This window comes from Streptomyces sp. NPDC107575 (assembly GCF_055657265.1).
On record NZ_JBVKBG010000003.1, the window covers coordinates 483,801 to 509,399 of the forward strand.

The 25,599-nt window shown below is 73.2% G+C and carries 21 protein-coding genes; 16 read left to right on the plus strand and 5 right to left on the minus strand.

The window, feature by feature from the left end; all coding sequences use genetic code 11:
• Positions 1 to 5: 5 nt before the first annotated feature.
• Positions 6 to 1,079, minus strand: coding sequence for a class I SAM-dependent methyltransferase (locus ACZ7L4_RS15450; RefSeq protein ID WP_472102725.1), 1,074 nt, complete (start codon positions 1,077 to 1,079; stop codon positions 6 to 8).
• A 224-nt stretch (positions 1,080 to 1,303) separates the two neighbouring features.
• Here ACZ7L4_RS15450 and ACZ7L4_RS15455 point away from each other — a divergent pair, with 224 nt between their 5' ends.
• The 10 genes from ACZ7L4_RS15455 (at position 1,304) to ACZ7L4_RS15500 (ending at position 14,720) form a co-directional block, all read left to right on the plus strand.
• The gene (locus ACZ7L4_RS15455; RefSeq protein ID WP_472102727.1) at positions 1,304 to 2,371 is read left to right on the plus strand and encodes a nicotinate-nucleotide--dimethylbenzimidazole phosphoribosyltransferase; all 1,068 of its coding nucleotides are present in this window, start codon (positions 1,304 to 1,306) and stop codon (positions 2,369 to 2,371) included.
• Positions 2,372 to 2,376: 5 nt separating this feature from the next.
• Positions 2,377 to 3,117: an adenosylcobinamide-GDP ribazoletransferase gene (locus tag ACZ7L4_RS15460; RefSeq protein WP_472102729.1), complete on the plus strand. Its 741-nt coding sequence runs from the start codon at positions 2,377 to 2,379 to the stop codon at positions 3,115 to 3,117.
• A 178-nt stretch (positions 3,118 to 3,295) separates the two neighbouring features.
• Positions 3,296 to 4,816, plus strand: coding sequence for a leucyl aminopeptidase (locus ACZ7L4_RS15465; RefSeq protein ID WP_472102731.1), 1,521 nt, complete (start codon positions 3,296 to 3,298; stop codon positions 4,814 to 4,816).
• A 283-nt stretch (positions 4,817 to 5,099) separates the two neighbouring features.
• Positions 5,100 to 6,488: a dihydrolipoyl dehydrogenase gene (gene lpdA / locus ACZ7L4_RS15470; protein ID WP_472102733.1), complete on the plus strand. Its 1,389-nt coding sequence runs from the start codon at positions 5,100 to 5,102 to the stop codon at positions 6,486 to 6,488.
• Between the two features lie 97 nt (positions 6,489 to 6,585).
• Positions 6,586 to 8,361: a 2-oxoglutarate dehydrogenase, E2 component, dihydrolipoamide succinyltransferase gene (sucB, locus tag ACZ7L4_RS15475; protein ID WP_472102735.1), complete on the plus strand. Its 1,776-nt coding sequence runs from the start codon at positions 6,586 to 6,588 to the stop codon at positions 8,359 to 8,361.
• A gap of 243 nt (positions 8,362 to 8,604) precedes the next feature.
• Positions 8,605 to 9,228, plus strand: coding sequence for a GntR family transcriptional regulator (locus ACZ7L4_RS15480; RefSeq protein ID WP_306323535.1), 624 nt, complete (start codon positions 8,605 to 8,607; stop codon positions 9,226 to 9,228).
• Between the two features lie 235 nt (positions 9,229 to 9,463).
• Positions 9,464 to 12,169: a pyruvate dehydrogenase (acetyl-transferring), homodimeric type gene (gene aceE / locus ACZ7L4_RS15485; RefSeq protein WP_472102737.1), complete on the plus strand. Its 2,706-nt coding sequence runs from the start codon at positions 9,464 to 9,466 to the stop codon at positions 12,167 to 12,169.
• 128 nt (positions 12,170 to 12,297) lie between these two features.
• Entirely contained in the window at positions 12,298 to 13,062 is a 765-nt protein-coding gene (locus ACZ7L4_RS15490; RefSeq protein WP_472102739.1) for a VOC family protein, read from the plus strand.
• A gap of 39 nt (positions 13,063 to 13,101) precedes the next feature.
• A complete protein-coding gene (locus ACZ7L4_RS15495) occupies positions 13,102 to 14,082 on the plus strand; it encodes a helix-turn-helix transcriptional regulator (protein WP_472102741.1) in 981 nt (326 codons plus the stop codon).
• 122 nt (positions 14,083 to 14,204) lie between these two features.
• Positions 14,205 to 14,720 carry a DUF4240 domain-containing protein gene (locus ACZ7L4_RS15500; protein ID WP_472102743.1) on the plus strand — a complete coding sequence of 172 codons (516 nt, stop codon included), beginning with the start codon at positions 14,205 to 14,207 and terminating at the stop codon, positions 14,718 to 14,720.
• 175 nt (positions 14,721 to 14,895) lie between these two features.
• Here the strand turns inward: ACZ7L4_RS15500 and ACZ7L4_RS15505 are convergent, their stop codons facing one another.
• Positions 14,896 to 15,783, minus strand: a complete 888-nt coding sequence (locus ACZ7L4_RS15505; protein WP_472102745.1) for a TIGR01777 family oxidoreductase — start codon at positions 15,781 to 15,783, stop codon at positions 14,896 to 14,898.
• A gap of 121 nt (positions 15,784 to 15,904) precedes the next feature.
• On the opposite strand from ACZ7L4_RS15505, the gene ACZ7L4_RS15510 reads away from it, so the two are divergent.
• On the plus strand, positions 15,905 to 17,053 hold the full coding sequence (locus ACZ7L4_RS15510) for a PP2C family protein-serine/threonine phosphatase (RefSeq protein ID WP_472102747.1): 1,149 nt from the start codon (positions 15,905 to 15,907) through the stop codon (positions 17,051 to 17,053).
• 17 nt (positions 17,054 to 17,070) lie between these two features.
• Positions 17,071 to 18,417, plus strand: coding sequence for a hypothetical protein (locus tag ACZ7L4_RS15515; protein ID WP_472102749.1), 1,347 nt, complete (start codon positions 17,071 to 17,073; stop codon positions 18,415 to 18,417).
• A 4-nt stretch (positions 18,418 to 18,421) separates the two neighbouring features.
• Here ACZ7L4_RS15515 and ACZ7L4_RS15520 read toward each other — a convergent pair whose 3' ends face one another.
• A complete protein-coding gene (locus ACZ7L4_RS15520; protein ID WP_472102751.1) occupies positions 18,422 to 19,228 on the minus strand; it encodes a peptidoglycan recognition protein family protein in 807 nt (268 codons plus the stop codon).
• Positions 19,229 to 19,321: 93 nt separating this feature from the next.
• On the opposite strand from ACZ7L4_RS15520, the gene ACZ7L4_RS15525 reads away from it, so the two are divergent.
• The gene (locus ACZ7L4_RS15525; RefSeq protein ID WP_472102753.1) at positions 19,322 to 20,518 is read left to right on the plus strand and encodes a MarP family serine protease; all 1,197 of its coding nucleotides are present in this window, start codon (positions 19,322 to 19,324) and stop codon (positions 20,516 to 20,518) included.
• Positions 20,519 to 20,523: 5 nt separating this feature from the next.
• On the opposite strand, the gene ACZ7L4_RS15530 is transcribed toward ACZ7L4_RS15525, so the two are convergent.
• Positions 20,524 to 21,117: a cysteine hydrolase family protein gene (locus ACZ7L4_RS15530; protein WP_472102755.1), complete on the minus strand. Its 594-nt coding sequence runs from the start codon at positions 21,115 to 21,117 to the stop codon at positions 20,524 to 20,526.
• Between the two features lie 84 nt (positions 21,118 to 21,201).
• Between ACZ7L4_RS15530 and ACZ7L4_RS15535 the strand changes: the two genes are divergently transcribed.
• On the plus strand, positions 21,202 to 22,194 hold the full coding sequence (locus tag ACZ7L4_RS15535; protein WP_472102757.1) for a GlxA family transcriptional regulator: 993 nt from the start codon (positions 21,202 to 21,204) through the stop codon (positions 22,192 to 22,194).
• Here the strand turns inward: ACZ7L4_RS15535 and ACZ7L4_RS15540 are convergent.
• Positions 22,188 to 22,982: an SDR family NAD(P)-dependent oxidoreductase gene (locus tag ACZ7L4_RS15540; protein ID WP_472102759.1), complete on the minus strand. Its 795-nt coding sequence runs from the start codon at positions 22,980 to 22,982 to the stop codon at positions 22,188 to 22,190. The genes ACZ7L4_RS15535 and ACZ7L4_RS15540 overlap by 7 nt on opposite strands.
• Before the next feature lie 119 nt (positions 22,983 to 23,101).
• Between ACZ7L4_RS15540 and ACZ7L4_RS15545 the strand changes: the two genes are divergently transcribed.
• Complete coding sequence (locus ACZ7L4_RS15545; RefSeq protein ID WP_472102761.1) at positions 23,102 to 23,746, plus strand: TetR family transcriptional regulator; 645 nt, start codon at positions 23,102 to 23,104, stop codon at positions 23,744 to 23,746.
• A 243-nt stretch (positions 23,747 to 23,989) separates the two neighbouring features.
• A complete protein-coding gene (locus tag ACZ7L4_RS15550; RefSeq protein ID WP_472102763.1) occupies positions 23,990 to 25,318 on the plus strand; it encodes an NAD(P)/FAD-dependent oxidoreductase in 1,329 nt (442 codons plus the stop codon).
• The last annotated feature ends 281 nt before the right edge of the window (positions 25,319 to 25,599 follow it).

Below are 25,599 nucleotides of genomic sequence, written 5' to 3' on the forward strand. Positions count from 1 at the left end.
CCGGCTCACGCGTCCGGGTCGCGGCGCGCGATCACCCGGTACGCGTTGGAGAAGCGGGTGCGGCGGGCCAGCGGGGCGAGCAGCCGGTCGGCCGCGCAGGCGGCGAGGAACGCGGGCGCGACGGCGTACATGAGGACCTTGCGCAGGACGCGGTGGGCCTCGCCGGGGGCCTTGGTGCGCCACGGGTCGTCGGCGTCGGGCAGGTGCCGGCCCGCGAACAGGGCGAGTCCCGCCGCGAGATCCAGCGGGACGTGGGCCGCGCGGCGGTCGACGGCGACGACCGTGTAGCCGAGGGCGCGCAGTTCGGCGCGGAGGTTGGCGAGCGGGATCAGGTGCAGGTGCTGCGGCTGGAAGTACGAGATCCACCACTTGCCGAGGAGCTTCGCGAAGCGGCTCTCGGGGTCGGGCAGCTCGATCATCAGATGCCCGCCGGGGCGCAGCACGCGGCGCGCCGCCTTCAGTTCCTCGCGCGGATCGCGGGAGCGGTCCAGGTGATGGAACATGCTCAGCGCGTCGTAGCCGCCCTCAAGGCTGGGGGCGAGGTCGGTGAGCAGGCCCTGGTGGGCCCGTTCGACGCGGCCCGCCCTGCGGGCCTGCTCGACGCCTTCGCCGCTGTCGAGGCCGTCGAAGGCGGTGTACGGGAGGACCTCCTGGGCGGCCGCGGGGAAGTGGCCCTGGCCCGTACCGACGTCGAGCCAGCTCTCCGGTTCGGTGAACGCGGCGAGGGCGCGGGCACGCGACCGGTCGCGGTGGGCCGAGGTGCGCGCACGGAAGATCCACTCGGCCTGATCGGCGTAGCGGCCCTCGCAGAAGTCCCGGTAGTAGAAGTCCAGTCCCTCCGGGGTGAGGCGGGGGTTCTGGAACGAGTGGGCGCAGGACCCGCACTGGACGAGGGTGAAGCTGCCGGGCTTGTGCTGGAGGAGGTCGGTGGTGCGCAGGCGGGTGCGCAGCCGGGTGCTGCCGCACCAGGGGCAGTCGGGGCGGCGCGGCTCGTGGAAGCGTTCGGTGCCCTGGGCGAGTTCGGTGAGATACGCGGGGCGGCGCTCGGCGACGGCCTGAGGGGTGGCGGGGGCGGTCATGGGGAGGCCTCCAGTCATCGTCTGCGTTACCGCAACAAGCGCGCGGGATATGACAATTCGGCGCGAACATGAACGCAACCGATCATCTATGGGCGATTCCTGACACCCTCGGGGCGACTCACCGCTCGCCGCTTGCGTCCGCCGGAAGGACGCACCCATCGGTGTCCCGTGACGGACGGTGCAGCTGGGGCCAGACCCTCGCGGCGGCCGGTACTGTTCGGCGAATGAGCTCGCTGAACCTCGACGACTTCACCGATCTGATCGAGCGCCCCGACGGCGGGACCCGCCGCGATGCCGAGGAACGCAGGGCACGCTTCGCCGTGCCGCCGGGCGCCCTCGGCCGCCTCGACGAACTGGGCGAGTGGCTGAGTGCCGCCCAGGGCGCGGTGCCCGTACGACCGGTCGCGCGGCCGCGCCTGGTCCTCTTCGCGGGCGACCACGGCGTGGCCGATCTCGACGTGTCGAAGCGGGCCGCGGGCAGCGCGGCCGGCCTCGTACGGGAGGTCGTCGAGGGCGCCTCCACGGGCGCGGTGCTCGCGCGCCGGCTCGGCGTCGGCGTACGGGTCGTCGACCTCTCCCTCGACTGCGAGCCCGACGAACTGCCCAAGTCGGTCGACGACCGGCGCGTGCGGCGCGGCTCGGGGCGCATCGACACCGAGGACGCGCTCACCCTCGAAGAGGCGGAGGCCGCGTTCCGCGCGGGCATGGCGGTCGCCGACGAGGAGGCCGACTCCGGTACGGATCTCGTCGTCCTCGGCGACATCAGCGTCGGCGGCACGACGGCCGCGGCCACGCTCATCGCCGCGCTGTGCGGCACGGACGCGTCCGTCGTCACGGGCCGCGGCGGCGAACCCATCGACGACCTCGCCTGGATGCGCAAGTGCGCGGCGGTCCGCGACGCGCTGCGCCGGGCCCGGCCCGTCCTCGGCGACCAGCTCCAGCTCCTCGCCACGGTGGGCGGCGCCGACCTCGCGGCGGCGACCGGCTTCCTGCTCCAGTGCGCGGTGCGGCGCACGCCCGTGCTCCTCGACGGCGTGGTCTCCGCGGCCTGTGCGCTCGTCGGCCAGCGCGTCGCGTTCCGCGCCCCCGACTGGTGGCTCGCGGCCCACGCCAGCGGCGAACCGGCCCAGGCGAAGGCGCTCGACCGGATGGCCATGGACGTCCTCCTCGACCAGGACGTCCGCGTCGGCGGCGGCACCGGCGGCCTCCTCGCCCTCCCGCTGGTCCAGGCGGCCGCCGCGCTCGCGGCCGAGCTCCCGGAGACCACGGAGCCCGCGAAGGAAGACGACTAGCACCAGTGGACGGCATACGTTTCGCCTTCGGGACCCTCACGGTGTTCCGGGTGAAGGTCACCCGCTGGGACCGCGAGGCCGCCCGGGCCGGGATGCTCTGCGCGCCGCTCGTCGGCTTGGCCGTCGGGCTCGTGGCGGCCGCGGCGGGCGTGGCGCTGACGTTCCTCGGGGCGAACGCGCTGCTCGCCGCCGTCGCCGCGGTCGCGGTGCCGGCGGCGCTGACCCGCGGGCTGCATCTCGACGGGCTCGCGGACGTCGCGGACGGCCTGGGCAGCGGGAAGCCCGCGGACGACGCGCTGCGGATCATGAAGCAGTCGGACATCGGCCCCTTCGGCGTGGTGACCCTCGTCCTGGCGCTGTTCGCCCAAGTCGCGGTCCTGGCCGACCAGTTCGGCCACTCGTGGTGGCGCGGCGCCCTCGCGGCGACCGTCTCCGCGGTCACCGCGCGCCTCGCCCTGACCTTCGCCTCCCGCACCGGCGTCCCGGCCGCCCGCCCGGAGGGCCTCGGCGCGGCGGTCGCGGAAACGGTGTCGCGGCGGGCGGCGCTGATCGTGGGGGCGGTGGTGGTCGCGGCGACGGCCGCCCTCTCCCTCCAGGCCGCCCTGGCGGTCGTCCTGGGCTGTGCGACGGCCGAGTTGCTGTCCCGCCGCTGCGTCTCCCGCTTCGGCGGAGTCACGGGCGACGTCTTCGGCGCCCTGGCCGAGACAGCGGCCACGACATCCCTGGTGATCCTGACCTTAGGCTGAGCAAATTAAGCCCCTGCGGCGATTGAGCAGCGGGGTCTGGGGCAGCGCCCCAGCGGTGGGCCGCACCTGGACGAAGCACCCCAAGAACGACGGGCGTAGGCTCGGCCCCGGGCGGGCCAACTACCCCCGGCCCCGGCAAAGAAGCCGATCCACCCGATGAAAGAGGGACCTCACCACCGTGACTGCTCTGACTCTCAGCACCGCCGCGGCGACCGGCCTCCGCGCCGACGCGATCGTCGTCGGCGTCGTCAAGGGCGACAAGGGCCCGGTCGTCGCGCACGGCGCGGAAGCCGTGGACAAGGCGTACGACGGAAAGCTCGGTTCCGTCCTGGAGGCCCTCGGCGCCAGTGGCGGCGAGGGCGAGGTGACCAAGCTCCCCGCCCCGTCCGGCTTCAAGGCGCCGATCGTGCTGGCGGTCGGTCTCGGCGGCGAGCCGGAGAAGGACGGCGCGTACGACGGCGAGGCGCTGCGCCGCGCCGCCGGTGCCGCGGCCCGCGCCCTGGCCGGCTCGAAGAAGGCCGCGTTCGCGCTGCCCGTCGACGACGCCGAGGACGCCGGCGCGATCGCGGAGGGCGCCCTGCTCGGCGCCTACGCGTTCGACGCCTACAAGGAGTCCGCGAAGGACCCGAAGAACGGCAAGGGCCCGCTCGCCGAGGTCGCGATCCTCGGCGGCAAGCCCCGCGACAAGGCGTACAAGGCGGCCGTCGAGCGCGCTCTCGCGCTGACCGAGGAGCTCAACCGCGCCCGCGACCTGATCAACACCCCGCCGAACGACCTGAACCCGGAGTCCTTCGCCGCCGTCGCCCAGGCCGCGGCCAAGGAGCACGGCATCAAGGTGCAGGTGCTCGACGTGAAGGCCCTGGAGAAGGGCGGCTACGGCGGCATCCTCGGCGTCGGCGCCGGTTCCGCCTCCGGCCCGCGCCTGGTGAAGCTCTCGTACAAGTCCACGAAGGCGAAGAAGCACCTCGCGTTCGTCGGCAAGGGCATCACCTACGACTCGGGCGGCATCTCGCTCAAGCCGGCGGGGCACAACGAGACGATGAAGTGCGACATGGCCGGCGCCGCCGCCGTGTTCGCCGCGGTCGTCGCCGCCGCGCGCCTCGGGCTCGAGGTGAACGTCACCGGTTGGCTGGCGCTCGCCGAGAACATGCCGTCGGGCTCGGCCACCCGCCCCGGCGACGTGCTGCGCATGTACTCGGGCAAGACGGTCGAGGTCCTGAACACGGACGCCGAGGGCCGCCTCGTGCTCGCCGACGCCATCGCCAAGGCCTCCGAGGAGACCCCGGACGCGATCGTCGACGTCGCGACGCTGACCGGCGCGATGATGCTGGCGCTCGGCTCCCGCACGTTCGGCATCATGGCCAACGACGACGCCTTCCGCGGCTCGATCCACGAGGCCGCCGAGGAGTCCGGCGAGCCGGCCTGGCCGATGCCGCTGCCGACGCACCTGCGCAAGGGCATGGACTCGTCGACCGCCGACATCGCCAACATGGGCGAGCGGATGGGCGGCGGCCTGGTCGCAGGACTGTTCCTCCAGGAGTTCGTCGGCGAGGGCATCACGTGGGCCCACCTCGACATCGCCGGACCGGCCTTCAACGAGTCGGCCCCGTTCGGTTACACGCCCAAGGGCGGCACGGGTTCCGCGGTCCGTACGCTGGTCCGCCTCGCGGAGCGGACGGCGGCGGGCGACCTCGGCTGAGCCTCCGCAGACCTGGCGAAGTCACTGTTCAGCCCCCGGTGCACGGCACCGGGGGCTGTTCGCTTTCGACGAAATCCGCGTGTTTGTCCCCGCTCGCCACAGCTGTTTCCGGTGTAACAGCCGTCTCACCCCGGAGCCCGACGTCCCGACTCCCGCCGACAAGTGCGAGGATGGGGTACGGCAGGACAGGGCCCTCACCCAGGGCCGAAGAACGAGCGGCCGAACACCCCGCCGCCCGGTCGTCGGAGACCGGCGTACGGCGCACATGCATGGAGGACGTGACGTGGCGAACGACGCCAGCACCGTTTTCGACCTAGTGATCCTCGGCGGTGGCAGTGGCGGTTACGCCGCGGCCCTGCGCGGAGCGCAGCTGGGCCTGGACGTCGCCCTGATCGAGAAGAACAAGGTCGGCGGCACCTGCCTGCACGTTGGTTGCATCCCCACCAAGGCGTTGCTGCACGCCGGTGAGATCGCCGACCAGGCTCGCGAGTCCGAGCAGTTCGGCGTGAAGGCCACCTTCGAGGGCATCGACATGCCCGCCGTCCAGAAGTACAAGGACGAGGTCGTCACCGGTCTGTACAAGGGCCTGCAGGGGCTGATCGCCTCCCGCAAGGTGACGTACATCGAGGGTGAGGGCAAGCTCTCCTCCCCGACGTCCGTGGACGTCAACGGCCAGCGCGTCCAGGGCCGCCACGTCCTCCTCGCGACCGGCTCCGTGCCGAAGTCGCTGCCGGGCCTGGAGATCGACGGCAACCGCATCATCTCCTCGGACCACGCGCTGAAGCTGGACCGCGTCCCGAAGTCCGCGATCGTCCTGGGCGGCGGCGTCATCGGCGTCGAGTTCGCCTCGGCGTGGAAGTCCTTCGGCACCGACGTCACGGTCGTCGAGGGCCTCAAGCACCTCGTCCCGGTCGAGGACGAGAACAGCTCCAAGCTCCTGGAGCGCGCGTTCCGCAAGCGCGGCATCAAGTTCAACCTCGGCACCTTCTTCGAGAAGGCCGAGTACACGCAGGACGGCGTCCGCGTGACCCTCGCCGACGGCAAGACCTTCGAGGCCGAGGTCCTCCTGGTCGCCATCGGCCGCGGCCCGGTCTCCCAGGGCCTCGGCTACGAGGAGCAGGGCGTGGCCATGGACCGTGGCTTCGTCCTCGTCGACGAGTACATGCAGACGAACGTGCCGACCGTCTCGGCCGTCGGTGACCTGGTCCCGACCCTCCAGCTCGCGCACGTCGGCTTCGCCGAGGGCATCCTGGTGGCGGAGCGGCTGGCCGGCCTGAACCCGGTTCCGGTCGACTACGACGGCGTCCCGCGCGTGACCTACTGCCACCCGGAGGTCGCCTCCGTCGGTATCACCGAGGCCAAGGCCAAGGAGATCTACGGTGCGGACAAGGTCGTCGCCCTGAAGTACAACCTCGCGGGCAACGGCAAGTCCAAGATCCTGAAGACCGCGGGCGAGATCAAGCTCGTGCAGGTCAAGGACGGTGCCGTGGTCGGCGTCCACATGGTCGGCGACCGCATGGGCGAGCAGGTCGGCGAGGCCCAGCTGATCTACAACTGGGAAGCGCTGCCCGCCGAGGTCGCCCAGCTCGTGCACGCCCACCCGACGCAGAACGAGGCGCTCGGCGAGGCCCACCTGGCCCTCGCGGGCAAGCCGCTGCACGCGCACGACTAGCAGCCACGCCCCGTCGCAGTTTGGGCGCGACGACCCACCCACAGACTTCCGCACTGCGTTGCCGCGCATTGCACATCGTTAAGGAGCAACAGAAACCATGGCGGTTTCCGTATCCCTTCCGGCGCTCGGTGAGAGCGTCACCGAAGGCACTGTCACCCGCTGGCTGAAGGCCGAGGGCGAGCGCGTCGAGGTCGACGAGCCGCTGCTCGAGGTCTCGACCGACAAGGTCGACACCGAGATCCCCTCCCCCGCCGCCGGCGTGCTGGCCTCCATCAAGGTCGCCGAGGACGAGACGGTCGAGGTCGGCGCCGAGCTGGCCGTCATCGACGACGGCTCCGGCGCCCCCGCCGCCGAGCCCGCCCCGGCCGCCGCCGAGGCCCCGGCCGCCGAGCCGGCCCCGGCGCAGGAGGCCCCGGCCCCCGCCGCCGAGCCGGCCCCGGCCGCTCAGGAAGCCCCCGCCGCCCCGGCCGGTGGCGCCTCCGGCACCGACGTCGTGCTGCCCGCCCTGGGCGAGTCGGTCACCGAGGGCACCGTCACCCGCTGGCTCAAGGAGGTCGGCGAGGAGGTCGCGGAGGACGAGCCGCTGCTCGAGGTCTCCACGGACAAGGTCGACACCGAGATCCCCTCCCCGGTCGCGGGCGTGCTGCTCGAGGTCGTCGTGGGCGAGGACGAGACCGCCGAGGTCGGCGCCAAGCTCGCCGTCATCGGTGCCCCGGGTGCCGCCCCGGCCGCCGCCGAGGCCCCGGCTCCGGCCGCCCCGGCCGCCGCTCCGGCTCCGGCTCCGGCTCCGGCCCCCGAGCCCGCCCCGGCCCCGGCCGCCCCCGCGGCTCCGGCTGCCCCGGCCGCGCCCGCCGCCCCGGCTGCCCCGGCCCCCGCGCCGGCCGCCCCGGCTCCGGCCCCGGTCGCCCCGGCCGCTCCGGCCTCCCCCGCCGCGCCGGTCACCCCGGCCGACGAGGGCGCGTACGTGACCCCGCTGGTGCGCAAGCTCGCCTCCGAGCACGGCGTCGACCTGTCCACGGTCAAGGGCACCGGCGTCGGTGGCCGCATCCGCAAGCAGGACGTGACCGCCGCCGCCGAGGCCGCCAAGGCCCAGGCTCCGGCCGCCCCGGCCGCCGCCGCGCCGAAGGCCCCCTCCCTGGAGGCCTCGCCGCTGCGTGGCCAGACGGTCAAGCTGCCGCGCATCCGCAAGGCCATCGCGGACAACATGCACAAGGCGCTGCAGGAGCAGGCTCAGCTGTCCTCGGTCATCGAGGTCGACATCACCAAGCTGATGAAGCTCCGCAACAAGGCCAAGAACGGCTTCGCCGCCCGCGAGGGCGTCAAGCTGTCCCCGATGCCGTTCTTCGTCAAGGCCGCCGTCCAGGCGCTGAAGGCCCACCCGGTCATCAACGCCCGCCTGAACTACGACGAGGGCACCATCACCTACTTCGACTCCGAGAACGTCGGCATCGCCGTCGACTCGGAGAAGGGCCTGATGACCCCGGTCATCAAGGGCGCGGGTGACCTCAACATCGCGGGCATCGCCAAGAAGACCGCCGAGCTGGCCGACAAGGTCCGCACGAACAAGATCGCCCCGGACGACCTGTCCGGCGCGACCTTCACGATCTCCAACACGGGATCGCGCGGCGCCCTCTTCGACACCGTCATCGTCCCGCCGAACCAGGTCGCCATCCTGGGCATCGGTGCCACGGTCAAGCGCCCGGTCGTCATCTCCGACCCGGAGCTCGGCGACACCATCGCCGTCCGTGACATGACGTACGTGACGCTCTCCTACGACCACCGTCTGGTGGACGGCGCGGACGCCGCCCGCTACCTGACGACGGTCAAGCAGATCCTCGAGGCCGGCGAGTTCACCGCCGAGCTCGGTCTGTAAAGACAGCAGGTGCACGACGGCGCCCCCGACCGGAGACTTCCGGTCGGGGGCGCCGTCGTACGCGCGCGTGCGTAGCCGCACGCCCGGGCGGGCACCCCCTTGTGTAGCCCGCCCCCGACAAACGCTCTCTGTAACCGGCATCACCCGTCGCATGCGCGGCCGTACCCCGTCTGGCCAGGGCGGCGGCCGTATTGTCTAAGGGTCCCCGCCGACCCACCGGGTCCACCCTGCCAAGGAGCCCCCATGACCGCGCCCGTCGTCCACTCGCTTCGCGATCAGATCCGCGAGCACATCGTCGAGGGGATCGTCAGCGGCCGCTGGAAGCCGGGCGAGCGCATCGTGGAGCGCCGGATCGCGACCGAGCTGGAGGTCTCGCAGACCCCGGTGCGCGAGGCGCTGCGGGAGCTGGAGTCGCTGCGGCTCATCGAGTCGGCGCCGAACAAGGGCGTGCGCGTACGGAATCTGAGCGCGGCGGACCTGGAGGAGTCCTACCCCGTCAGGGCGGGCCTGGAGGCGATCGCGGCGGAGCTGGCGGCCGACCACCTCGCCGACGACTGCTCGGCCCTCGAACCCCACGTGGAGGCCCTCTACAGGGCCGACCAGGAGGCGGACGGGACCGCCCAGGTGCGGCACACGGTCGCCTTCCACCGGGCGCTGGTGCGGGCGGCGGACAACTCCGTGCTGCTGCACACGTGGGAGGGGCTCGGCATCGAGGTCTTCACCGCCCTGTCCATCCGCTGGCTCGGCACCGTGCAGCAGTCGTACGCGGAGGAGCACGCCGATCTCGTCGCCGCGTTCCGGCGCCGCGACCCGGAGATCGCGGCCCTCGTGAAGGCCCACGTCCTGGGGTGTGCGCCCCGCGCATGAGACGTCACGTTCCGCTTCTCTGACCAGGCACTCCGTGCCCTGAGCGACGAAATCCGGCGACACCCTGTGCCGACTTTCTCGATCTGAAGAGGTTTTGCGGGTGAATCCTTTGATCGATCATCGATCAGGGAGTTACAGTCGCCGACGGGTCCCCACCCGGACCTCGCCCTGTCCTGCCAAAGGCAACGGGCACCCCCACCCAACCCCTTTCGACTCAGGAAGGCGTGCGGCGACTATGACCGACCCCATGCGCATCCAGCCGAGCGAGCTCGACCAGCTCCCGGACCGCGACCCCGAGGAGACCGCCGAATGGCAGGCCTCCCTGGACGCCGTTACTCAGGCGGCCGGGCCGCACCGCGCCGCGTACCTCATGCGGCGGACGCTGGAAGGCGCCGAAGCGGGCGGCCTGGCGCTGCCGAAGCTTCTTGAGACGGACTACCTCAACTCCATCCCCACCGCCGCCGAGCCGGAGTTCCCGGGCGACGAGGAGATGGAAGCGAAGATCACCGCGTACAACCGCTGGAACGCGGCGGCGATGGTGACCCGCGGCTCGAAGCACGGCGTCGGCGGCCACATCGCCACCTTCGCCTCGGCCGCCTGGCTCTACGAGACCGGCTTCAACCACTTCTTCCGCGGCAAGGAGGGCGACGGCTCGGGCGACCAGCTCTACATCCAGGGCCACGCCTCGCCCGGCATCTACGCCCGCGCGTTCCTCGACGGCCGCCTCTCCGAGCAGCAGCTCGACAACTTCCGCCGCGAGGCGGGTGGCAACGGCCTGCCGTCGTACCCGCACCCGCGTCGTCTCCCCTGGCTGTGGGAGTTCCCGACCGTGTCCATGGGCCTCGGCCCGCTCTCCGCCGTCTACCAGGCGCGGTTCAACCGCTATCTGACGGCGCGGAACATCAAGGACACGTCGAACTCGCACGTCTGGGCGTTCCTCGGCGACGGCGAGATGGACGAGCCCGAGTCGACCTCGGCGCTCACGCTCGCCGCCCGCGAGGGTCTGGACAACCTGACCTTCGTCATCAACTGCAACCTGCAGCGCCTGGACGGCCCGGTCCGCCCGAACTTCCGCGTGGTGCAGGAGCTCGAGGCCCAGTTCCGCGGCTCCGGCTGGAACGTCATCAAGTCCATGTGGGGCAACGCCTGGGACGAGCTCTTCCAGCTCGACACCACCGGCGCCCTCCTGCGCCGCCTGCGCGAGGTCCCGGACGCCCAGTTCCAGACGTACCAGACGCGCGACGTGGCCTACATCCGCGAGAACTTCTTCGGCACGGACCCGGCGCTGATCGAGCTCGCCAAGGTGCTGTCCGACGACAAGATCTCCGAGTGCTTCCACACCTCGCGCGGTGGCCACGAGCCCCGCAAGGTGTACGCGGCGTACAAGGCGGCCGTCGAGCACAAGGGCAAGCCGACCGTCATCCTGACGCAGACGGTGAAGGGCTTCACGCTCGGCAAGGGCTTCGAGTCCAAGAACGCCAACCACCAGATGAAGAAGCTGACGAACGACGAGTTCAAGGACATGCGTGACCTCCTTGACCTCCCGATCCCGGACAGCAGGTTCGAGGACGGCGTCGTCCCGTACGCCCGTCCCGCGGAGGGCTCCCCCGAGCTGCGCTACCTCGCCGAGCGTCGCGCCGCCCTCGGCGGTCCCGCCCCGGCCCGCCGCACGCAGCCGCTCGCGCCGCTGCCCGCGCCCGCCGACAAGGCCTTCGCCTCGTTCGACAAGGGCTCCGGCTCGCAGTCCGTGGCCTCGACGATGGCGCTCGTACGGCTCCTGAAGGACCTCGTACGGGACAAGACGTCCGGCAAGCGCTGGGTGCCGATCATCCCCGACGAGGCGCGCACCTTCGGCATGGAGTCGCTGTTCCCGTCGCTCGGTCTGTACTCGCCCAAGGGCCAGACGTACGACCCGGTCGACCGCGACCAGCTCATGTACTACAAGGAGTCCGAGTCCGGCCAGATCCTCAACGAGGGGATCAACGAGGCCGGTTCGCTCGCCGACTTCATCGCCGCCGCCACGTCGTACTCGACGCACGGCGAGCAGATGATCCCGCTGTACATCTTCTACTCGATGTTCGGCTGGCAGCGCACGGGCGACCAGTTCTGGCAGCTCGCCGACCAGATGGGCCGCGGCTTCGTCGTCGGCGCCACCGCCGGTCGCACGACGCTGACCGGTGAGGGTCTGCAGCACGCGGACGGCCACTCGCCGATGATCGCGGCCACCAACCCGGCCGCTCTCTCCTACGACCCGGCGTTCGCCTACGAGATCGCGGTCATCATGAAGGAGGGCCTGCGCCGCATGTACGGCGAGGCCAAGCCGGGCGAGGACCAGGACGTCTTCTACTACCTGACGGTCTACAACGAGCCGATGCCGCAGCCGGCCAAGCCGGCCGTGGAGGGTCTCGACGAGGCCATCGTCAAGGGCCTCTACCGCTTCAACACGGCGGAGACCGCCGGTGTGGAGGTGGCGGCGGCGAACGCCCCGCGCACCAACCTCATCGGTTCCGGTACGGCGATCCACTGGGCGCTCAAGGCGCAGCAGCTGCTCGCCGAGGACTGGGGCGTGGCCGCCGACGTGTGGTCCGCGACCTCCTGGACGGAGCTGCGCCGCGACGCCCTGGAGGCCGACGAGGCGCTCCTGGAGGGCGAGGAGCGCGTGCCGTTCGTCCGTCAGGCGCTGGCCGGCGCCGAGGGCCCGGTCCTGGCCGTGTCGGACTACATGCGCCAGGTCCCCGACCAGATCGCGCAGTGGGTCGAGCAGGACTACACCTCGCTCGGTGCCGACGGCTTCGGCCTCTCGGACACCCGTGAGGACGCCCGCCGCCACTTCGGCGTCGACGCCGAGTCGATCGTCGTCGCGGCCCTCGCCCAGCTCGCCCGCCGCGGCGAGGTCAAGGCGACGGCCGTGAAGGAGGCGCGCGAGCGCTACGGCCTGTAAGGCCTCCTGACAGGTACGCGTGCGTGCCCCGTCCCGATTGCCGGGGCGGGGCACGCGTGCGTGAATGGACGCGTCCGCTCCGGGGACCCGTTCGCGTCCGTTCGCCGTCTTGGGAGGCGTACCTCCAGATGAAGATCTCCAAGACCCCTTCCGCGCCGTGCTGGGCCGAGCTGTCCACCACGGAGCCGGAAGCGGCCCGGTATTTCTACGAGGCCCTGTTCGGCTGGCGCACGCGGTCCAGCGACGACCCCACGGTGGGCGGGCACGGCCGGTTCTCGCTCGACAGCCCGGACGGGCCGAAGGTGGCGGGGGTCGGCCCGGTCCTTCGCCCCGGGCAGCCCGCCGCCTGGTTGCCGTACTTCCAGTCCAGCGGCATCGACGCGGTCACCGCGCGCGTGCGCGGCAACGACGGCCGGGTCGTCTCGGGCCCGATCGGCGTCGAGGAGGAGGGCAGGCTCGCGGTCTGCCAGGACCCGGCGGGCGCGGCGTTCGGCCTGTGGGAGCCGCAGGAGCACGCCGGGTTCGAGGTGGTGAACGTGCCGAGCAGCTTCACCTGGTTCGAGCTGCTCACGCGGGACGGGGCGGGCGCGGTGGACTTCTACCAGTCGGTGCTCGGCTGGGGCGCCCAGCGGCACGAGGGCTACACGGAGTGGTCCGTCGCCGACGAGCCCTTCGGCGGCATGGTCGACATGTCGACCGGACAGTTCCCGCCCGAGGTGCCCTCGCACTGGAATCTGTACGTGGCCGTGGACGATCCGGACGCGGTGGCCGAGCGCTGCACGGAGCTGAGCGGGCAGGTCCTGGTGGCGCCCACGACGATCCCGCCCGGCCGGTTCGCGATGCTCGCGGACCCGCAGGGCGCGGCGTTCTCGGTGATGCGCTTCGCGGCCTGAGCGGGGTCCGTTGTCAGTGGGGCGGTTCATGATGGCCGTATGCGTGCTGCCCGCCTGATCAAGATGGTGCTGTTGCTCCAGTCCCGGCCGTCCATGACCGCGGCCGAGCTGGCGCGCGAGCTGGAGGTCTCCGAGCGGACGGTCACGCGGGACGCGCAGGCGCTGTCGGAGGCCGGGGTTCCGGTGTACGCGGACCGGGGGCGGGCCGGTGGGTACCGGCTGATCGGCGGGTACCGCACGCGCCTCACGGGGCTCGCACGCGGCGAGGCGGAGGCGCTGTTCCTCTCGGGGGTGCCGGGGGCGCTGCGCGAGATGGGCCTGGAGGACGCGGCGTCGGCGGCGCATCTGAAGGTGTCGGCGGCGCTGCTGCCTTCCCTGCGGGACGCGCCGCGGACGGCGGCGCAGCGCTTCCATCTGGACGCGCCGGGCTGGTTCAAGGAGCAGGAGACGCCCGCGCTGCTGCCCGCGATCGCGGAGGCGGTGTGGGGGGACCGGGTGGTCCGGGTGGCGTACCGGCGCCAGGAGACCGAGGTGGACCGGGAGTTGGAGCCGTACGGGCTCGTGCTCAAGGCGGGCGTCTGGTATCTGGCGGCCGCGGTGCGCGGGGCCGACACGTTCCGGGTGTATCGGGTCGACCGGTTCACGGCGGTGACACCGGGCGACGAGCGGTTCGAGCGGGCCGAGGGGGACGACGCGTTCGACCTGCCGGCGTTCTGGGAGGAGCGGGCGGCGCAGTTCGCGCGGGCACTGCTGCGGGCGGAGGTCGTCGTCCGGCTCACCCCCGCGGGGGTACGTCAGCTGCCGTACGCCGTGGATCCGGCGTCCGCGCGCGAGGCCCTGGAGTCCGCGGGGGACGCGGACGCGGAGGGGCGGGTGACGGTGACGCTGCCGGTCGAGTCGGAGGACGTGGCGTACACGCAGCTCATGGCGCTCGGGCCGGAGGCGGAGGTGGTGGCTCCGGCGGCGCTGCGGGAGCGGTTCGCGCTGGCCGCGCGGCGGATGCGGGGGTGGTACGGCTGACGGGGGCGGGGGTGTCGGGCGCCGACCCGGTCGTGCCCTCGGCATGTGCATGCATAACGAAGTGGAGCAGCTCCCGCGCTCGGCGTGCGCCCCGTCGGTACAGGGCCGATGCTGGTCCCGTGATGGACGAGACCGAGTTCTGGGAGATCGTGGACAGTACGCGTGAGGCCGCGGGCGGCGACCCCGAGGACCACGCCGAGCTGCTCGTCGAGCGGCTGCTGCGGTCCGATCCGGACTTCGTGCTCGACTTCGCCCGGCACTTCGAGTCCCGGTACAACCGGGCGTACCGGTGGGACCTTTGGGGCGCGGCGTGGGTGCTGCTCGACGGGGCGAGCGACGACGCGTTCGACTACTTCCGGTGCTGGTTGATCGGCCAGGGCCGGGAGGTGTTCGAGGGCGCGCTGCACGACCCCGACTCCCTGGCCGAGCTCCTCGACGACTTCGACGACGAGGCCGACGGGGACGGCGAGGAGATCGGCTACGCGGCGGACGAGGCGTACGAACAACTGACGGGCGTGGTCGCCCCGGACCTGGGCCTCACCCCCGCGCCTCCGGAGCCAGAGGGCACGCCTCTGGACTTCGAGGACGACGGGGTGATGGCCCGCACGTATCCCCGGCTGACGGCGCGGTTCGGGTAACTGCGGCACCGCCGCCGGGCCCTGTCGTGATCGGTGCGCGGCACCGGGGGCCGCCTTGCCCACCCTGCCGCCCAAGGCGGCAGATTGCCCAAGGCTCGGTCGGCATGATCAAGCCCCGCCGGCGATTGAGGCGCGGGGTCCGGGGCGGAGCCCCGAGGCGTAGGACCGCGGGGCCTCACGCAGCCCGGATCGCCTGGTCCACCCCGGGGTGGGCGAACTCGAACCCGGACTCCAGCAACCGCGTAGGCACCGCACGCGTCGACCCGAGAACGTCCCCCGCCATCTCCCCCAGCACCGCACGCAGGGCGAAGGACGGCACCGGCAGCACCGCGGGCCTCCGCAGCACCCGCCCCATCGCCTCCGTCACCTCCCGGTTCGTCGCGGGCTGCGGCGCCGTCAGGTTCACGGGCCCGGCCACGTCCCCCGCGTCCAACAGGTGCCGCAGCGCCGCCACATGATCGGCGAGCGCGATGAACGACCAGTACTGCCGCCCGTCCCCCATCCGCCCGCCGAGCCCCGCCTTGAACAGCGGAAAGAGCTTGCCCCACGCGCCACCGCCCCGCGCCACGACGAGCCCCGTCCGCGCGAACACCGTGCGGATCCCCGCCTGGTGCGCGGGCGCCGCCGCGGCCTCCCACTCGACGCACACCGACGGCAGGAACCCGTCCCCGGCCGGAGCCGTCTCGTCGACGGTGCGAGTGCCCGTGTCGCCGTAGTAGCCGACCGCGCTGCCGTTGAGGAAGACGCGCGGCGGCGTGTCGAGCCCGGCCGCGGCCCGCGCGAGCGTCTGCGTGCCGAGGACCCGGCTGTCGCGGATCTCCCGCTTGTACGCGGCCGTCCACCGGTGGTCGCCGACCCCGGCCCCCGCGAGGTTGACGATCCCCTCGCAGCCGGCGAGCCGCGACGTGTCGACGTAGCCCTCCTTCGGGTCCCAGCGGGCCTCGTCCGGCGCCCGTGGGGCGCGCCGCACCAGGCGGCATACGTCGTGCCCGTCGTCCGTCAGGGACCGGACCAGAGCTGAGCCGATGAGTCCTGAGGCGCCCGCCACCGCGAAACGTGTCATGGGCCCATCCTGCCCGCCGTACGGTCGCCCGCATGTCAGCCCCCGGGGTACGGCGTGCGACGGGCCGCGACTCGTTGCAGGGTGAGATGACACCTCCGGCGCGAAGGGAGCCGTAGCCCGCATGAGCTGGCCCGTGGCGCGCCGCAGGGACGAGTCCCAGCGTGCCTGGCTGCGCGGGGCCCCGCCGCCGCGCTGGGTGCGCTGGCTCCCCGTCGTGCTGCTCGTGGCCCTGTACGCGCTGCAGGCGATCACGCGCCACCGCTTCGAGCTGGCGTTCCTCCTCGGGGCGATCCCGCCGCTCGCCGCCCTGACGTGGGGCCCCGCGGTCACGGCGCTGTTCGGCGGCTGTGTCGTCCTGCTCCTGAACCTGCCCCGCATCGGTTTCGGGCGGCCGGGCAACAGCGACGTGCTGACCGTGGCGTTCGTCGCCGTGCTCAGCGTGATCATCGCCTGGGTGCGCAGCCGCAGGGACGAGCAGCTGGTCACCGTGCGCACGGTCGCGGAGGCCGCCCAGTTCGCGGTGCTTCCGCCGCTGCCCGAGCGGGTCGGCGCCGTGCGCTGCGCGGGCCTGTACCGGGCCGCGCACCGCGGCGCCCTGGTCGGCGGCGACCTCTTCGACGTGCGCAGGGGCCCGGCCGGGGTGCGGGCGGTGGTCGGCGACGTACAGGGGCACGGACTGTCGGCGGTGGGCACGGTCGCGGGGCTGCTCGGTGCGTTCCGGGAGGCGGTGCTCGACCAGCCGGACCTGGAGGGCGTGGCGGCGCGGCTGGACCGGCGGCTCGTGGTGGACACGTCGGAGGACGAGCACGCGGAGCTGTTCGCGACGGCGGTGCTGCTCGAATTCCCCGACCCCTCCCCCGGCGAGGCCCCCGTCGTGCACGTCATCAGCTGCGGCCACCCGCACCCACTGCTGCTGCGGGACGGGCGGGTGACGGACCTCGACGTGCCGTCGGGCGCGCCGCTCGGCCTCGGCCTCGCCGAACTCGCGCCACCGAAGCGGCTCACGGTCGAACTGCGGCCCGGCGACCGGCTGATCGCGCCCTCGGACGGGGTGACGGAGGCCCGGAACCGGGACGGCGAGTTCTATCCGCTCGCCGACCGGCTCCCGCAGTTCGCGAGCGAGGAACCGGCCGCGCTCACGGACGCAGTGTGGCGGGACGTCATCCGGTTCGCGGGGACCGTCAGGGACGATCTGACCCTGCTCGTCTTCGCCCCGCTCGTGTCCGCTCCTGACGCCACGCGGACCCCGGACGTGCCTCGCGAGGCGTGAGGTGTGAACGTAGGCGCATGAAGAACCCGGGACTCCCGCGCCGCAAGGGACACCGCCGAGGCGCGGCCGCCGCCTCCGTACTGCTGCTGCCGCTCGCCGTCGGCGCGTTGTCCGCCTGTTCCGACGACGACGGAGCGACCAATCCGCCGCCCACGGCCTCACCCGCCGCGACGGCGAGCGGCGCCCGCTGTGCGACGGACCGGTCCGCCGACGACCACGGCCCGGACGCGAAGCCCCGCGCGAAGGCCGCGTACACGGTCGACGACAAGACCGTGAAGGCGAAGGCCAAGAAGGAGTTCAAGACCACCGAGCCGGACGAGTCCGCGCTGCTGGTGTCCGGTTCGGGGAAGCTGTCGACGCGCGACGGGAAGTTCATCAAGCACGGCGGCACCTCGTCCGTCACCGCGTCCGACGGGCACGGTCTCAACGCGGCCGCGCTCGCCCGCGACGGCGGGGCGCTCACGATGTCCGGCGGCCGGATGTCCACCCAGAACAAGGGCGCGATCGCGGTCTTCGCCTCGGGCGAGGGCTCGAAGGCCACGGTCAGCTCGGCCGGCATCCGTACCCACGGCGCCTCCTCGCACGGTGTGGCGGCCGCGCACGGCGGCGCGCTCGACCTGACGTACGTGGAGATCGACACGGCGGCCGCGCAGGCGGCTCCGGTGGCCGTGGGGCCCGGCGGCGGGAAGATCACGGTGTCCGGCGGCACCATGACCTCGGCGGGCTGCGGCTCGCCGGGCGTGCAGACGGCGGGCGACGTGTCCCTGTCGCAGACGCTGTTCGACCTGGCCAACTCGGAGGCGTTCACCGTGGAGGCCGGGGGCTCGCTGTCCCTGAAGGACGTCCGGGCGTCCGCGGCGGCGGGCGGTGTCGTGCTGCGCGGCGACGGCGACACCTCGTTCCGGATGACCGGCGGGGCGGTCCAGGCCTCCGACGGCGACATCTTCTCGGTCCGGCGGTCCGACGCGGACATCGAGTTGGGCGGCGACGCCGACGTGCAGACGAAGGACGGCAAGCTGCTGCGGGTCGCCGACAAGGGCACGGCGGCGTTCACCGCGAACGGCGAGAAGCTGAAGGGCAGCGTGGCCGTGGAGAAGGGTTCCTCCGCGACGCTCGACCTGAAGGGCTCCACCGACCTGGACGGAAAGATCGTGGGCGCGGCGGCGCTGACGCTCGGCCCGAGGACGCAGTGGTCCGTGTCCGGGGACTCGCGGCTCAAGAGCATCGCGCTGGCCGACGGGGCGAAGGTCTCCGACGTGATCGTGGGCAACGGTCACACGGTGACGTACGACAAGGCGTCGAGCCCGGACCTGCACGGGAAGAAGTACCAGCTGGAGGGCGGCGGCACGCTCAAGCCGGCGTAACGCCCTAGCGGTTCTGGAGGGCCGCGGCCCGCTCCCTGATCTCGGGCAGCTTCCCCATCAGGGCGAGGCCGGGGCAGAACGTCTCGTAGCCGTCGCGGTGTCCGGAGATCGCGAAGAACTTGTGGGCCGTGCCCGTCCGGTAGCGGGCCAGGTCGTTGCTGGACACCAGGCGCACCTGGGAGCGCGGGTCGATGTCGGACAGGCCGAGCTTCCAGGCGGAGACGGCGGCGATCGCGTCGGTCATCGCCTTCGGCACCGGGGTGCCCTCGGTGAACGTGCCGATCGCCGCGATCCCCGCCGTGTTCCGGTTGAAGCCCTGCGTGTGGGCACCGATCACGGGCCGGGCCGCGCCGCCCGCGCGCCCCTCGTAGACCGTTCCGCAGCGGTCGACGAGGAAGTTGTAGCCGATGTCGTCCCACTCCTTGCCGCCGGAGGCGCCGCCGCCCGCCTGGCCCGCGTACAGATAGCGGATGATGCGCGGCGCGTCCGCGCAGTCGTAGTCGTTCGGCGAGTCGGTGTGATGCAGGAAGACGGCCCGGACGCGGTCACCGTAGCGGACCGGGTCGCGGTGGTACGTCTCCGCGCCCGCGAGCCACCGCGAGCGCGGCACGATCCGGGGGCGCGCCGCCGGTACCCGGCCGCCCACGGTCGCGACCCGCTCCGCCGGCACCGCGGAGGCGGGCAGTTCACCGCGGGCCGTGGCGGCGAAGCGCCCGGGCCCCGGCCGCTCGACCGTCGCCGCGCACAGCACGAGAAGCCCGACGGCCAGGGCTCCGGGCAGCCAGCGCAACCTTCTCCGTACGACGTGCACGCCTCCCACCCTGGGCCCGACACGCCCTGTGCGGTCAGCCACAGTGGGCCAGGTGGCGGAACCATCGGGGGCAGCTGGGCGTTTCTTACCGGTATGGACCTCCACATACTCGACGTGCTGCTGCTCGTGGTGGCCCTCGCCTACGCCGTGTCCGGCTACCGGCGCGGACTGCTCGCGGGCTGTGTCTCGCTGGCCGGGTTCGTGGGCGGTGCGGCCGTCGGTGTCTGGCTGCTGCCGTACCTGATGGAGACGGTCACGCCGGGCACCACGTCGGCCACGGTCGTCGCCGTGCTCACGGTGCTCGTCCCGGCGGTCGCGGGGCACGGGCTCGCGGGGCTGCTTGCGGCGCGGGTGCGCGGCGGCATGTCGCACGCTCCGGGGCCGCTGCGCGTGGCCGACGGGGTGGGCGGCGGCGCGGCGAGCGCGGTGGCCGTCCTGGTGGTGGCGTGGGTCGCGGGCAGCGTCCTGGTGGCCTCCTCCTCCACGGTCCTCAACCAGGCGATCCGGAACTCCTCGGTGCTCGGCACGGTGCAGGACACCATGCCGTCGACGACCCCGTCCTGGTTCTCGCAGGCCACGGGCGCGCTCACGTCGGCGGGCTTCCCGCAGGTCTTCGACCCGTTCGCGAGCGAGCCGCCCGCCAAGGTGGCCAAGCCGTCGGGGGACAACGTGACGGCGAGGGCGACCGCCGCCGCGCAGCGCAGCAGCGTCAAGGTGGAGGGCGCCTCGGGCACCCAGGGCCGCGAGGGCAGCGGCTTCGTGTACAGCTCCGAGCACGTCATGACCAACGCGCACGTGGTGGCGGGCATCGACGACCCGACGGTGCGGGTGGGCGGCACGGGCAAGGCGTACGAGGCGCGGACCGTCCTCTTCGACCCCGACAAGGACGTGGCGGTCCTGTACGTCCCCGGGCTCGACGCCCCGTCGCTGCGCTTCGACGACTCGGCCGGGCGCGGTGACGCCGCCGTGGTCGCGGGCTACCCGCAGAACGGCGGACTCGACCTCCAGGCCGCCACCGTCGACGACACGATCAAGGCGGCGGGCCAGGACATCTACGGCTCCGGGAACGTCACGCGCGACATCTACTCGATCCGCTCCACGGTCCTGCCCGGCAACTCCGGCGGCCCGCTCCTCGACACGGACGGCGAGGTGTACGGCGTGGTGTTCGCCCGCTCCACGACGGACGACGGGACGGGCTACGTCCTGACGGCGGACGAGGTGTCCCCCGACGCACAGCGGGCGGCCTCGGCCACGGCGCCGGTGGACACGGGCCGGCTCGTCCTGTCCTAGGGACCCTAGGACAGTGCGGACCCCGTCGGCACGACCACCCCGTACAGATCGGTGATCGTCGCCATCGCCCCGAGGTGCACCTGCCCGGCGGGCAGTTCGACGCCGCCGACCGAGGTCAGGGGCCGCGTGGCGCAGGCGTCGGCGACGACGGTCGGCCGGTTGCCGCGCAGGAACGCGCCCTGCGCCGTGAACTGCACGCACATGTGCGACATGAACCCGATGACGACGACGTCCTTGTGGCCCGCGGCGTCGACGATCTTGCCGAGGTCGGTGCCGACGAAGGAGTCCGGGGCGGGCTTGACCACGACGGCCTCGCCCTCGACGGGCGCGACGTCGGGGTGGATCTGCCCGATCTCGGCGCGGACGTCGTAGGCGGAGCCCTCGCCGCCGTCGTGCTGGACGTGCACGACCGTCGAGCCCGCCGCGCGGGCGCGGCCGAGGAGCTCGGCGGCGTTGTCGAGGGCGGTCCGCCAGCCCTCCAGCTCCATCACGCCGCGGGTGTAGGTGTTCTGGTAGTCGACCAGGATCAGCGTCGCGCCGGCGAGCGAGGCGGGCGTCTCGTCGAGGCCGTTGAGGGTGCGCAGAGTGGTTGTTGGCATGCCTGAAACGCTACGAGCGGGCCGCCGTGTCGGCAATGACGGCTAACATGCAGATTCGGACACGCCGTCGCGAGAGGGGCCCCTGTGAGCGCGGACGAACGGCTCGTCGTCATCGTCCTCTTCGACGGGGTCGACACGCTCGACGTCACGGGCCCGCCCGAGGTGTTCGCGCTGGTCAGACGCGAGGGCGACACCGGTTACCGGGTGCTGCTCGCCGCCGAGACCCTGGCTCCGGTCACCACGTCCGCGGGCGTACGCGTCCTGCCCGACGTCACCTTCGACGACGCGGCCCGCCTGGCCGTCGACACGCTCCTGGTGCCGGGCTCGGTCGAGGCCGACGCGGAGCGCGGGGTGCGCGCCCTGGCGGAGCCCGCCGTCGTCGACCGGGTGCGGACGCTCGCCGGGCGGTCCCGCCGGGTCGCGTCGGTCTGCGTCGGGGCGCATCTGCTCGCGGCGGCCGGGCTGCTCGACGGGCGGCGCGCCACCACCCACTGGTCGACCGCGCGTCAACTGGCCGACGAGCACCCGGAGATCGACGTCGACCCGGACCCGATCTTCATCCGCGAGGGAGACATCTGGACGGGCGCAGGGATCAGCTCCTGCCTCGATCTGTCGCTCGCCCTGGTCGCGGACGACCTCGGCGAGCCGACGGCGCTGCGGGTGGCGCGGCAGCTGGTGATGTACCTGAAGCGGCCGAGCGGCCAGAGCCAGTTCAGCGTGCCGCTGGCGCAGGCCTCCACGACCCGGCGCGTGGAGGACCTGCGCCAGCACATCACCCGGAACCTCGGCGAACCGCTCACCGTCGCGGACCTCGCGGCGCACGCCCATGTCAGCGAGCGCCAGCTCACCCGGATCTTCAAGTCCGAACTGGGCACGACCCCGAGCGCGTACGTCGAGTCGGCGCGCGTCGAGCGGGCCCGCCAGCGGCTCGAATCCTCCGACGACACGCTGGACCGGGTCGCCGCCACCTGCGGTTTCGGCACGACGGACACCCTGGTGCGGGCCTTTCGCCGCCGGCTCGACACGACACCGACGGCGTACCGGCACCGCTTCAGGGTGGTCCCGGCGGCTCAGTAGTGGGTGCCGCCGTCGATACGGATCTCCGTACCGGTGATGAACTTGCCGTCCTCGGAGGCGAGCATCGCGACGACGCCGGCCACGGCCTCGGGCCCTGCGAACCCGTCGCCCAGCGAGGGCGACAGCTTCGCGAACAGGCTCCAGTCGGTGTCCTCGGGCAGGCCGGGGCCCTGGCTCTGCTTGCTCTCCCCCGAGCCGTCGGTCATGCCGGACGCGATGGAGCCGGGCTGCACGGCGGTGAACCGGATGCCCTGCTTGCTGTACTCGGCGGCCAGCGCGTGCGTCATGGACTGGATGCCGCCCTTGCTCGCCGCGTACGCCGCCATGTACGGGTGGGCGAACATCGCGGACGTGGAGCTGAAGTTGACGACGGCGGGGGCCTCGCCCTGAAGCAGGCTCGGTATCGACTCGCGGATCATCAGGAAGGTGCCGGTGAGGTTGACCGCGAGCACCTGGTTGAACTCGGCGAGCGTCGTCTTCTCGGTGTGCGAGGAGCGCAGGATGCCGGCGGCGTTGACCAGCACGTCGAGCCCGCCGAGCGCCTGTACGGCGGTGGCGACGGCCTCGCGGACGGACGCCTCGTCGGCGATGTTCACGACGACGGTGGTGAGGCGCTCGGCGTCGGCGCCCGCCTTGCTCGCGGTGTCCTTGAGGCCGGCGTCGCTGACGTCGGCGGCGACGACCCGGCCGCCCTCCGCCAGCATGCGCAGCACGGTGGCCTGGCCGATGCCGGACCCGCCACCGGTGACCAGTGCACGGCGTCCTTCGTAGCGATTCAGGCGGTTCATGGCGACTCCTTCGTTCCTGTGTGCGTCCTCGCACGCTGCTCACCGTACGCTTCGGTGGCACGTTTTGCCATAACGGCGTTTCGTGCCATTTCATTCCCGGTGCGGCTACGCTTCGTCGGGTGAACGAGCCCAGAACGCCCTCCTCGCCGCCTGCGCAGCCCTCGCTGACCGACCGCCGCAAGGCGGCGACCCAGCTCGACATCGCCCGCGCGGCGATGGAGCTGTTCACCGAGAAGGGCCCCGACTCCACCACCGCCGAGGAGATCGCGCGCGGCGCCGGCGTCGCGCTGCGCACCTTCTACCGCTACTTCCGCAACAAGCAGGACGCCGTGGGCCCGCTGCTCGCGTCCGGCGGCGACCGCTGGCGCGAACTGCTGGCCGCGACGGAGCCGGGCACGCCGCTGCCGCAGGCCCTCGAGTCGGCCGCGGCGGCGACGCTCTCGCCCCCGGACGAGGCGGCGGAGGAGGCGCTGCGGGGCACGCGGACGCTGCTGCGCGCGGCCCAGGACGACCCGGCGCTGCGCGCGGTCTGGTACCGGGTCAACCAGGAGTCGGAGGAGAAGCTGCTCGCGGTGGTGACACGGCTCGCGGGCCCCGACGCGGACCCCCTGGAGACCCGCCTGACGGCCGCCGCGGCGACCGACGCGATCCGGGTGGCGCTGGAACTCTGGGCCACGACGGACGCCGACACCTCAGGCCCGGGCTCCCCCGCGTCCCTGGCGATCCGGGGCCTGCGCCACCTGGCGGCGGGGACGGGCGCCTAGCGGGCGACAGGGGCCACGGGGGCGCTGACGGCGGGGTCGTCGCGCACACCCGTGGGACGCGCCCCGGGTGGAGGCGCGGGCCCGTGCGACCGGCGTGCCCCCGTGCCGCCCCCACGCGCGACTGCCCGGCGCCCGCGCCACGCCTACCCTCTAGTTCCCTGGGCCCCGAACTCAGGTATCCCGAGGGCGCGTTGAGGGCATGAGCCCCCGGACGCCAGCCACCCGACCCGCCGGAGGCACGCCGTGCTCGATCGCGCAGACGAAAGTTCGGGAGCCATCGTCGTCGTGGGCGCCGGGGTCGCGGGACTCGCGGCGGCCCGGCACCTGACCAGGGCGGGCCTGCGCCCGCTGGTCCTGGAGGCCGCCACCGGCATCGGCGGCCGGATGTCCACCGAGAAGGTCGACGGTTTCCGCCTCGACCGGACCGGCCGCCCCCTGTGCACCTCGTACCCGGAACTCCGCCGCGACCCCGCCCTCGCCCGCCTCGCCCTGCGCCGCTTCTCCCCCGGCGCGCTCGTGCACAGCGAGGGGCTGCGCCACCGGGCGGGCGAGCCCACCGACCCCCGGCGCACAAGGGGCGCACTCAGCACGGCGCGCGCCTTGGCGAGCGCCCCCCGGAGTCCGCGCGGAACGCGCCCGACCCTCGGCAGCCCGCTCGACCACGCACGCCTGGGCGCGGCCCTGTCCCGGCTCGCGGCGACGAACCCCTCCCACCTCCTCGCCCGCCCCGAACTCCCCGCCGCCCAGGCCCTCCTGACCCGCGGCCTGCCACCGTCAACCCTCCACGGTTTCGTACGCCCCCTACTGTCGGCCCTGCTCTGCGACCCGGACCTCGGCACCTCCAGCCGGTGCGCCGACCTCGCGCTGCACGCGTACGCCGCGGGCCGGCTCGCCGTGCCGGAGGGCGGCGCCGACGCGCTGCCCGAGCTGCTCGCGGCGGGTCTGCCGCCCGGCACGGTGCACACCGGCGTACGGGCCACGGCGGTCGCCACGACCTCGGTCACGACCACCGAACTCGGCCAACTCCCGTGCCGCGCCGTGGTGTTGGCGACCGGGGCGCACGAGGCCGCGGAACTCCTCCCCGGCCTGCGGGTCCCCGCCTTCCACGAGGTCACGGTGGTGCACCACGCCATGCCCGAGCCGCCGCTCGCCGAACCCGCGCTGCTGCTCGACGCGGACCGCCTCGGCCCCGTCGCGCACACGTCGGTGATCAGCCAGGTGGACCCCACGAGAGCCCCGGCGGGTCGCGCCCTGGTCTCCTCGACGGTCCTCGGCCCACCACCCACGGACCGCGAACTCCGCGCCCAACTCGGCACCCTCTACGGCACGTCGACCACCGACTGGGAGACCCTGGCCGTGCACCACGACACCCGCGCCGTCCCCGCGATGCCACCCCCGCACGACCCGCGCCGCCCGGTCCGCCTCCTCGACGGCCTGTACGTGTGCGGGGACCACCGGGACGCCGGCTCGGTCCAGGGCGCCCTCCACTCGGCCCGCCGAGCAACCCACGCACTCCTGACGGACCTCGGCATCCCCGCCCCCACGACACCCCCACTCACCAACGCCGCCTGACCCCTCCGATCCGCGCCCGCCTCCGTGGCCCAACTCCGGGGGCGGGCGCGCCACACCCTCCGGGGGCCGACCGGCACCGTCCTCCGCCCGGGGCTCTCCACCCCCGTGGGCGACGATCACGCCTCCGTGGCCCCACTCCGGGGCAGGCACGCCGCGCCGTCCTCCGCCCGGGACGGAGACATGCGGCTCCCTCCGCCACCAGGGGCGACGGTCACGGCTCCGCGGCCCCACTCCGGGCAGGCACACCACCCCCGCCGAAGGCCGACCCGCACCGTCCTCCG

Excerpts from the sequence above, each read along its gene's own strand:
- ACZ7L4_RS15450 (WP_472102725.1), bottom strand. The coding sequence starts at position 1,079 with ATGACCGCCCCCGCCACCCCTCAGGCCGTCGCCGAGCGCCGCCCCGCG.
- ACZ7L4_RS15455 (WP_472102727.1), top strand. The coding sequence starts at position 1,304 with ATGAGCTCGCTGAACCTCGACGACTTCACCGATCTGATCGAGCGCCCC.
- sucB (WP_472102735.1), top strand. The coding sequence starts at position 6,586 with ATGGCGGTTTCCGTATCCCTTCCGGCGCTCGGTGAGAGCGTCACCGAA.
- ACZ7L4_RS15480 (WP_306323535.1), top strand. The coding sequence starts at position 8,605 with ATGACCGCGCCCGTCGTCCACTCGCTTCGCGATCAGATCCGCGAGCAC.
- aceE (WP_472102737.1), top strand. The coding sequence starts at position 9,464 with ATGACCGACCCCATGCGCATCCAGCCGAGCGAGCTCGACCAGCTCCCG.
- ACZ7L4_RS15490 (WP_472102739.1), top strand. The coding sequence starts at position 12,298 with ATGAAGATCTCCAAGACCCCTTCCGCGCCGTGCTGGGCCGAGCTGTCC.
- ACZ7L4_RS15495 (WP_472102741.1), top strand. The coding sequence starts at position 13,102 with ATGCGTGCTGCCCGCCTGATCAAGATGGTGCTGTTGCTCCAGTCCCGG.
- ACZ7L4_RS15500 (WP_472102743.1), top strand. The coding sequence starts at position 14,205 with ATGGACGAGACCGAGTTCTGGGAGATCGTGGACAGTACGCGTGAGGCC.
- ACZ7L4_RS15505 (WP_472102745.1), bottom strand. The coding sequence starts at position 15,783 with ATGACACGTTTCGCGGTGGCGGGCGCCTCAGGACTCATCGGCTCAGCT.
- ACZ7L4_RS15510 (WP_472102747.1), top strand. The coding sequence starts at position 15,905 with ATGAGCTGGCCCGTGGCGCGCCGCAGGGACGAGTCCCAGCGTGCCTGG.
- ACZ7L4_RS15515 (WP_472102749.1), top strand. The coding sequence starts at position 17,071 with ATGAAGAACCCGGGACTCCCGCGCCGCAAGGGACACCGCCGAGGCGCG.
- ACZ7L4_RS15525 (WP_472102753.1), top strand. The coding sequence starts at position 19,322 with ATGGACCTCCACATACTCGACGTGCTGCTGCTCGTGGTGGCCCTCGCC.
- ACZ7L4_RS15530 (WP_472102755.1), bottom strand. The coding sequence starts at position 21,117 with ATGCCAACAACCACTCTGCGCACCCTCAACGGCCTCGACGAGACGCCC.
- ACZ7L4_RS15540 (WP_472102759.1), bottom strand. The coding sequence starts at position 22,982 with ATGAACCGCCTGAATCGCTACGAAGGACGCCGTGCACTGGTCACCGGT.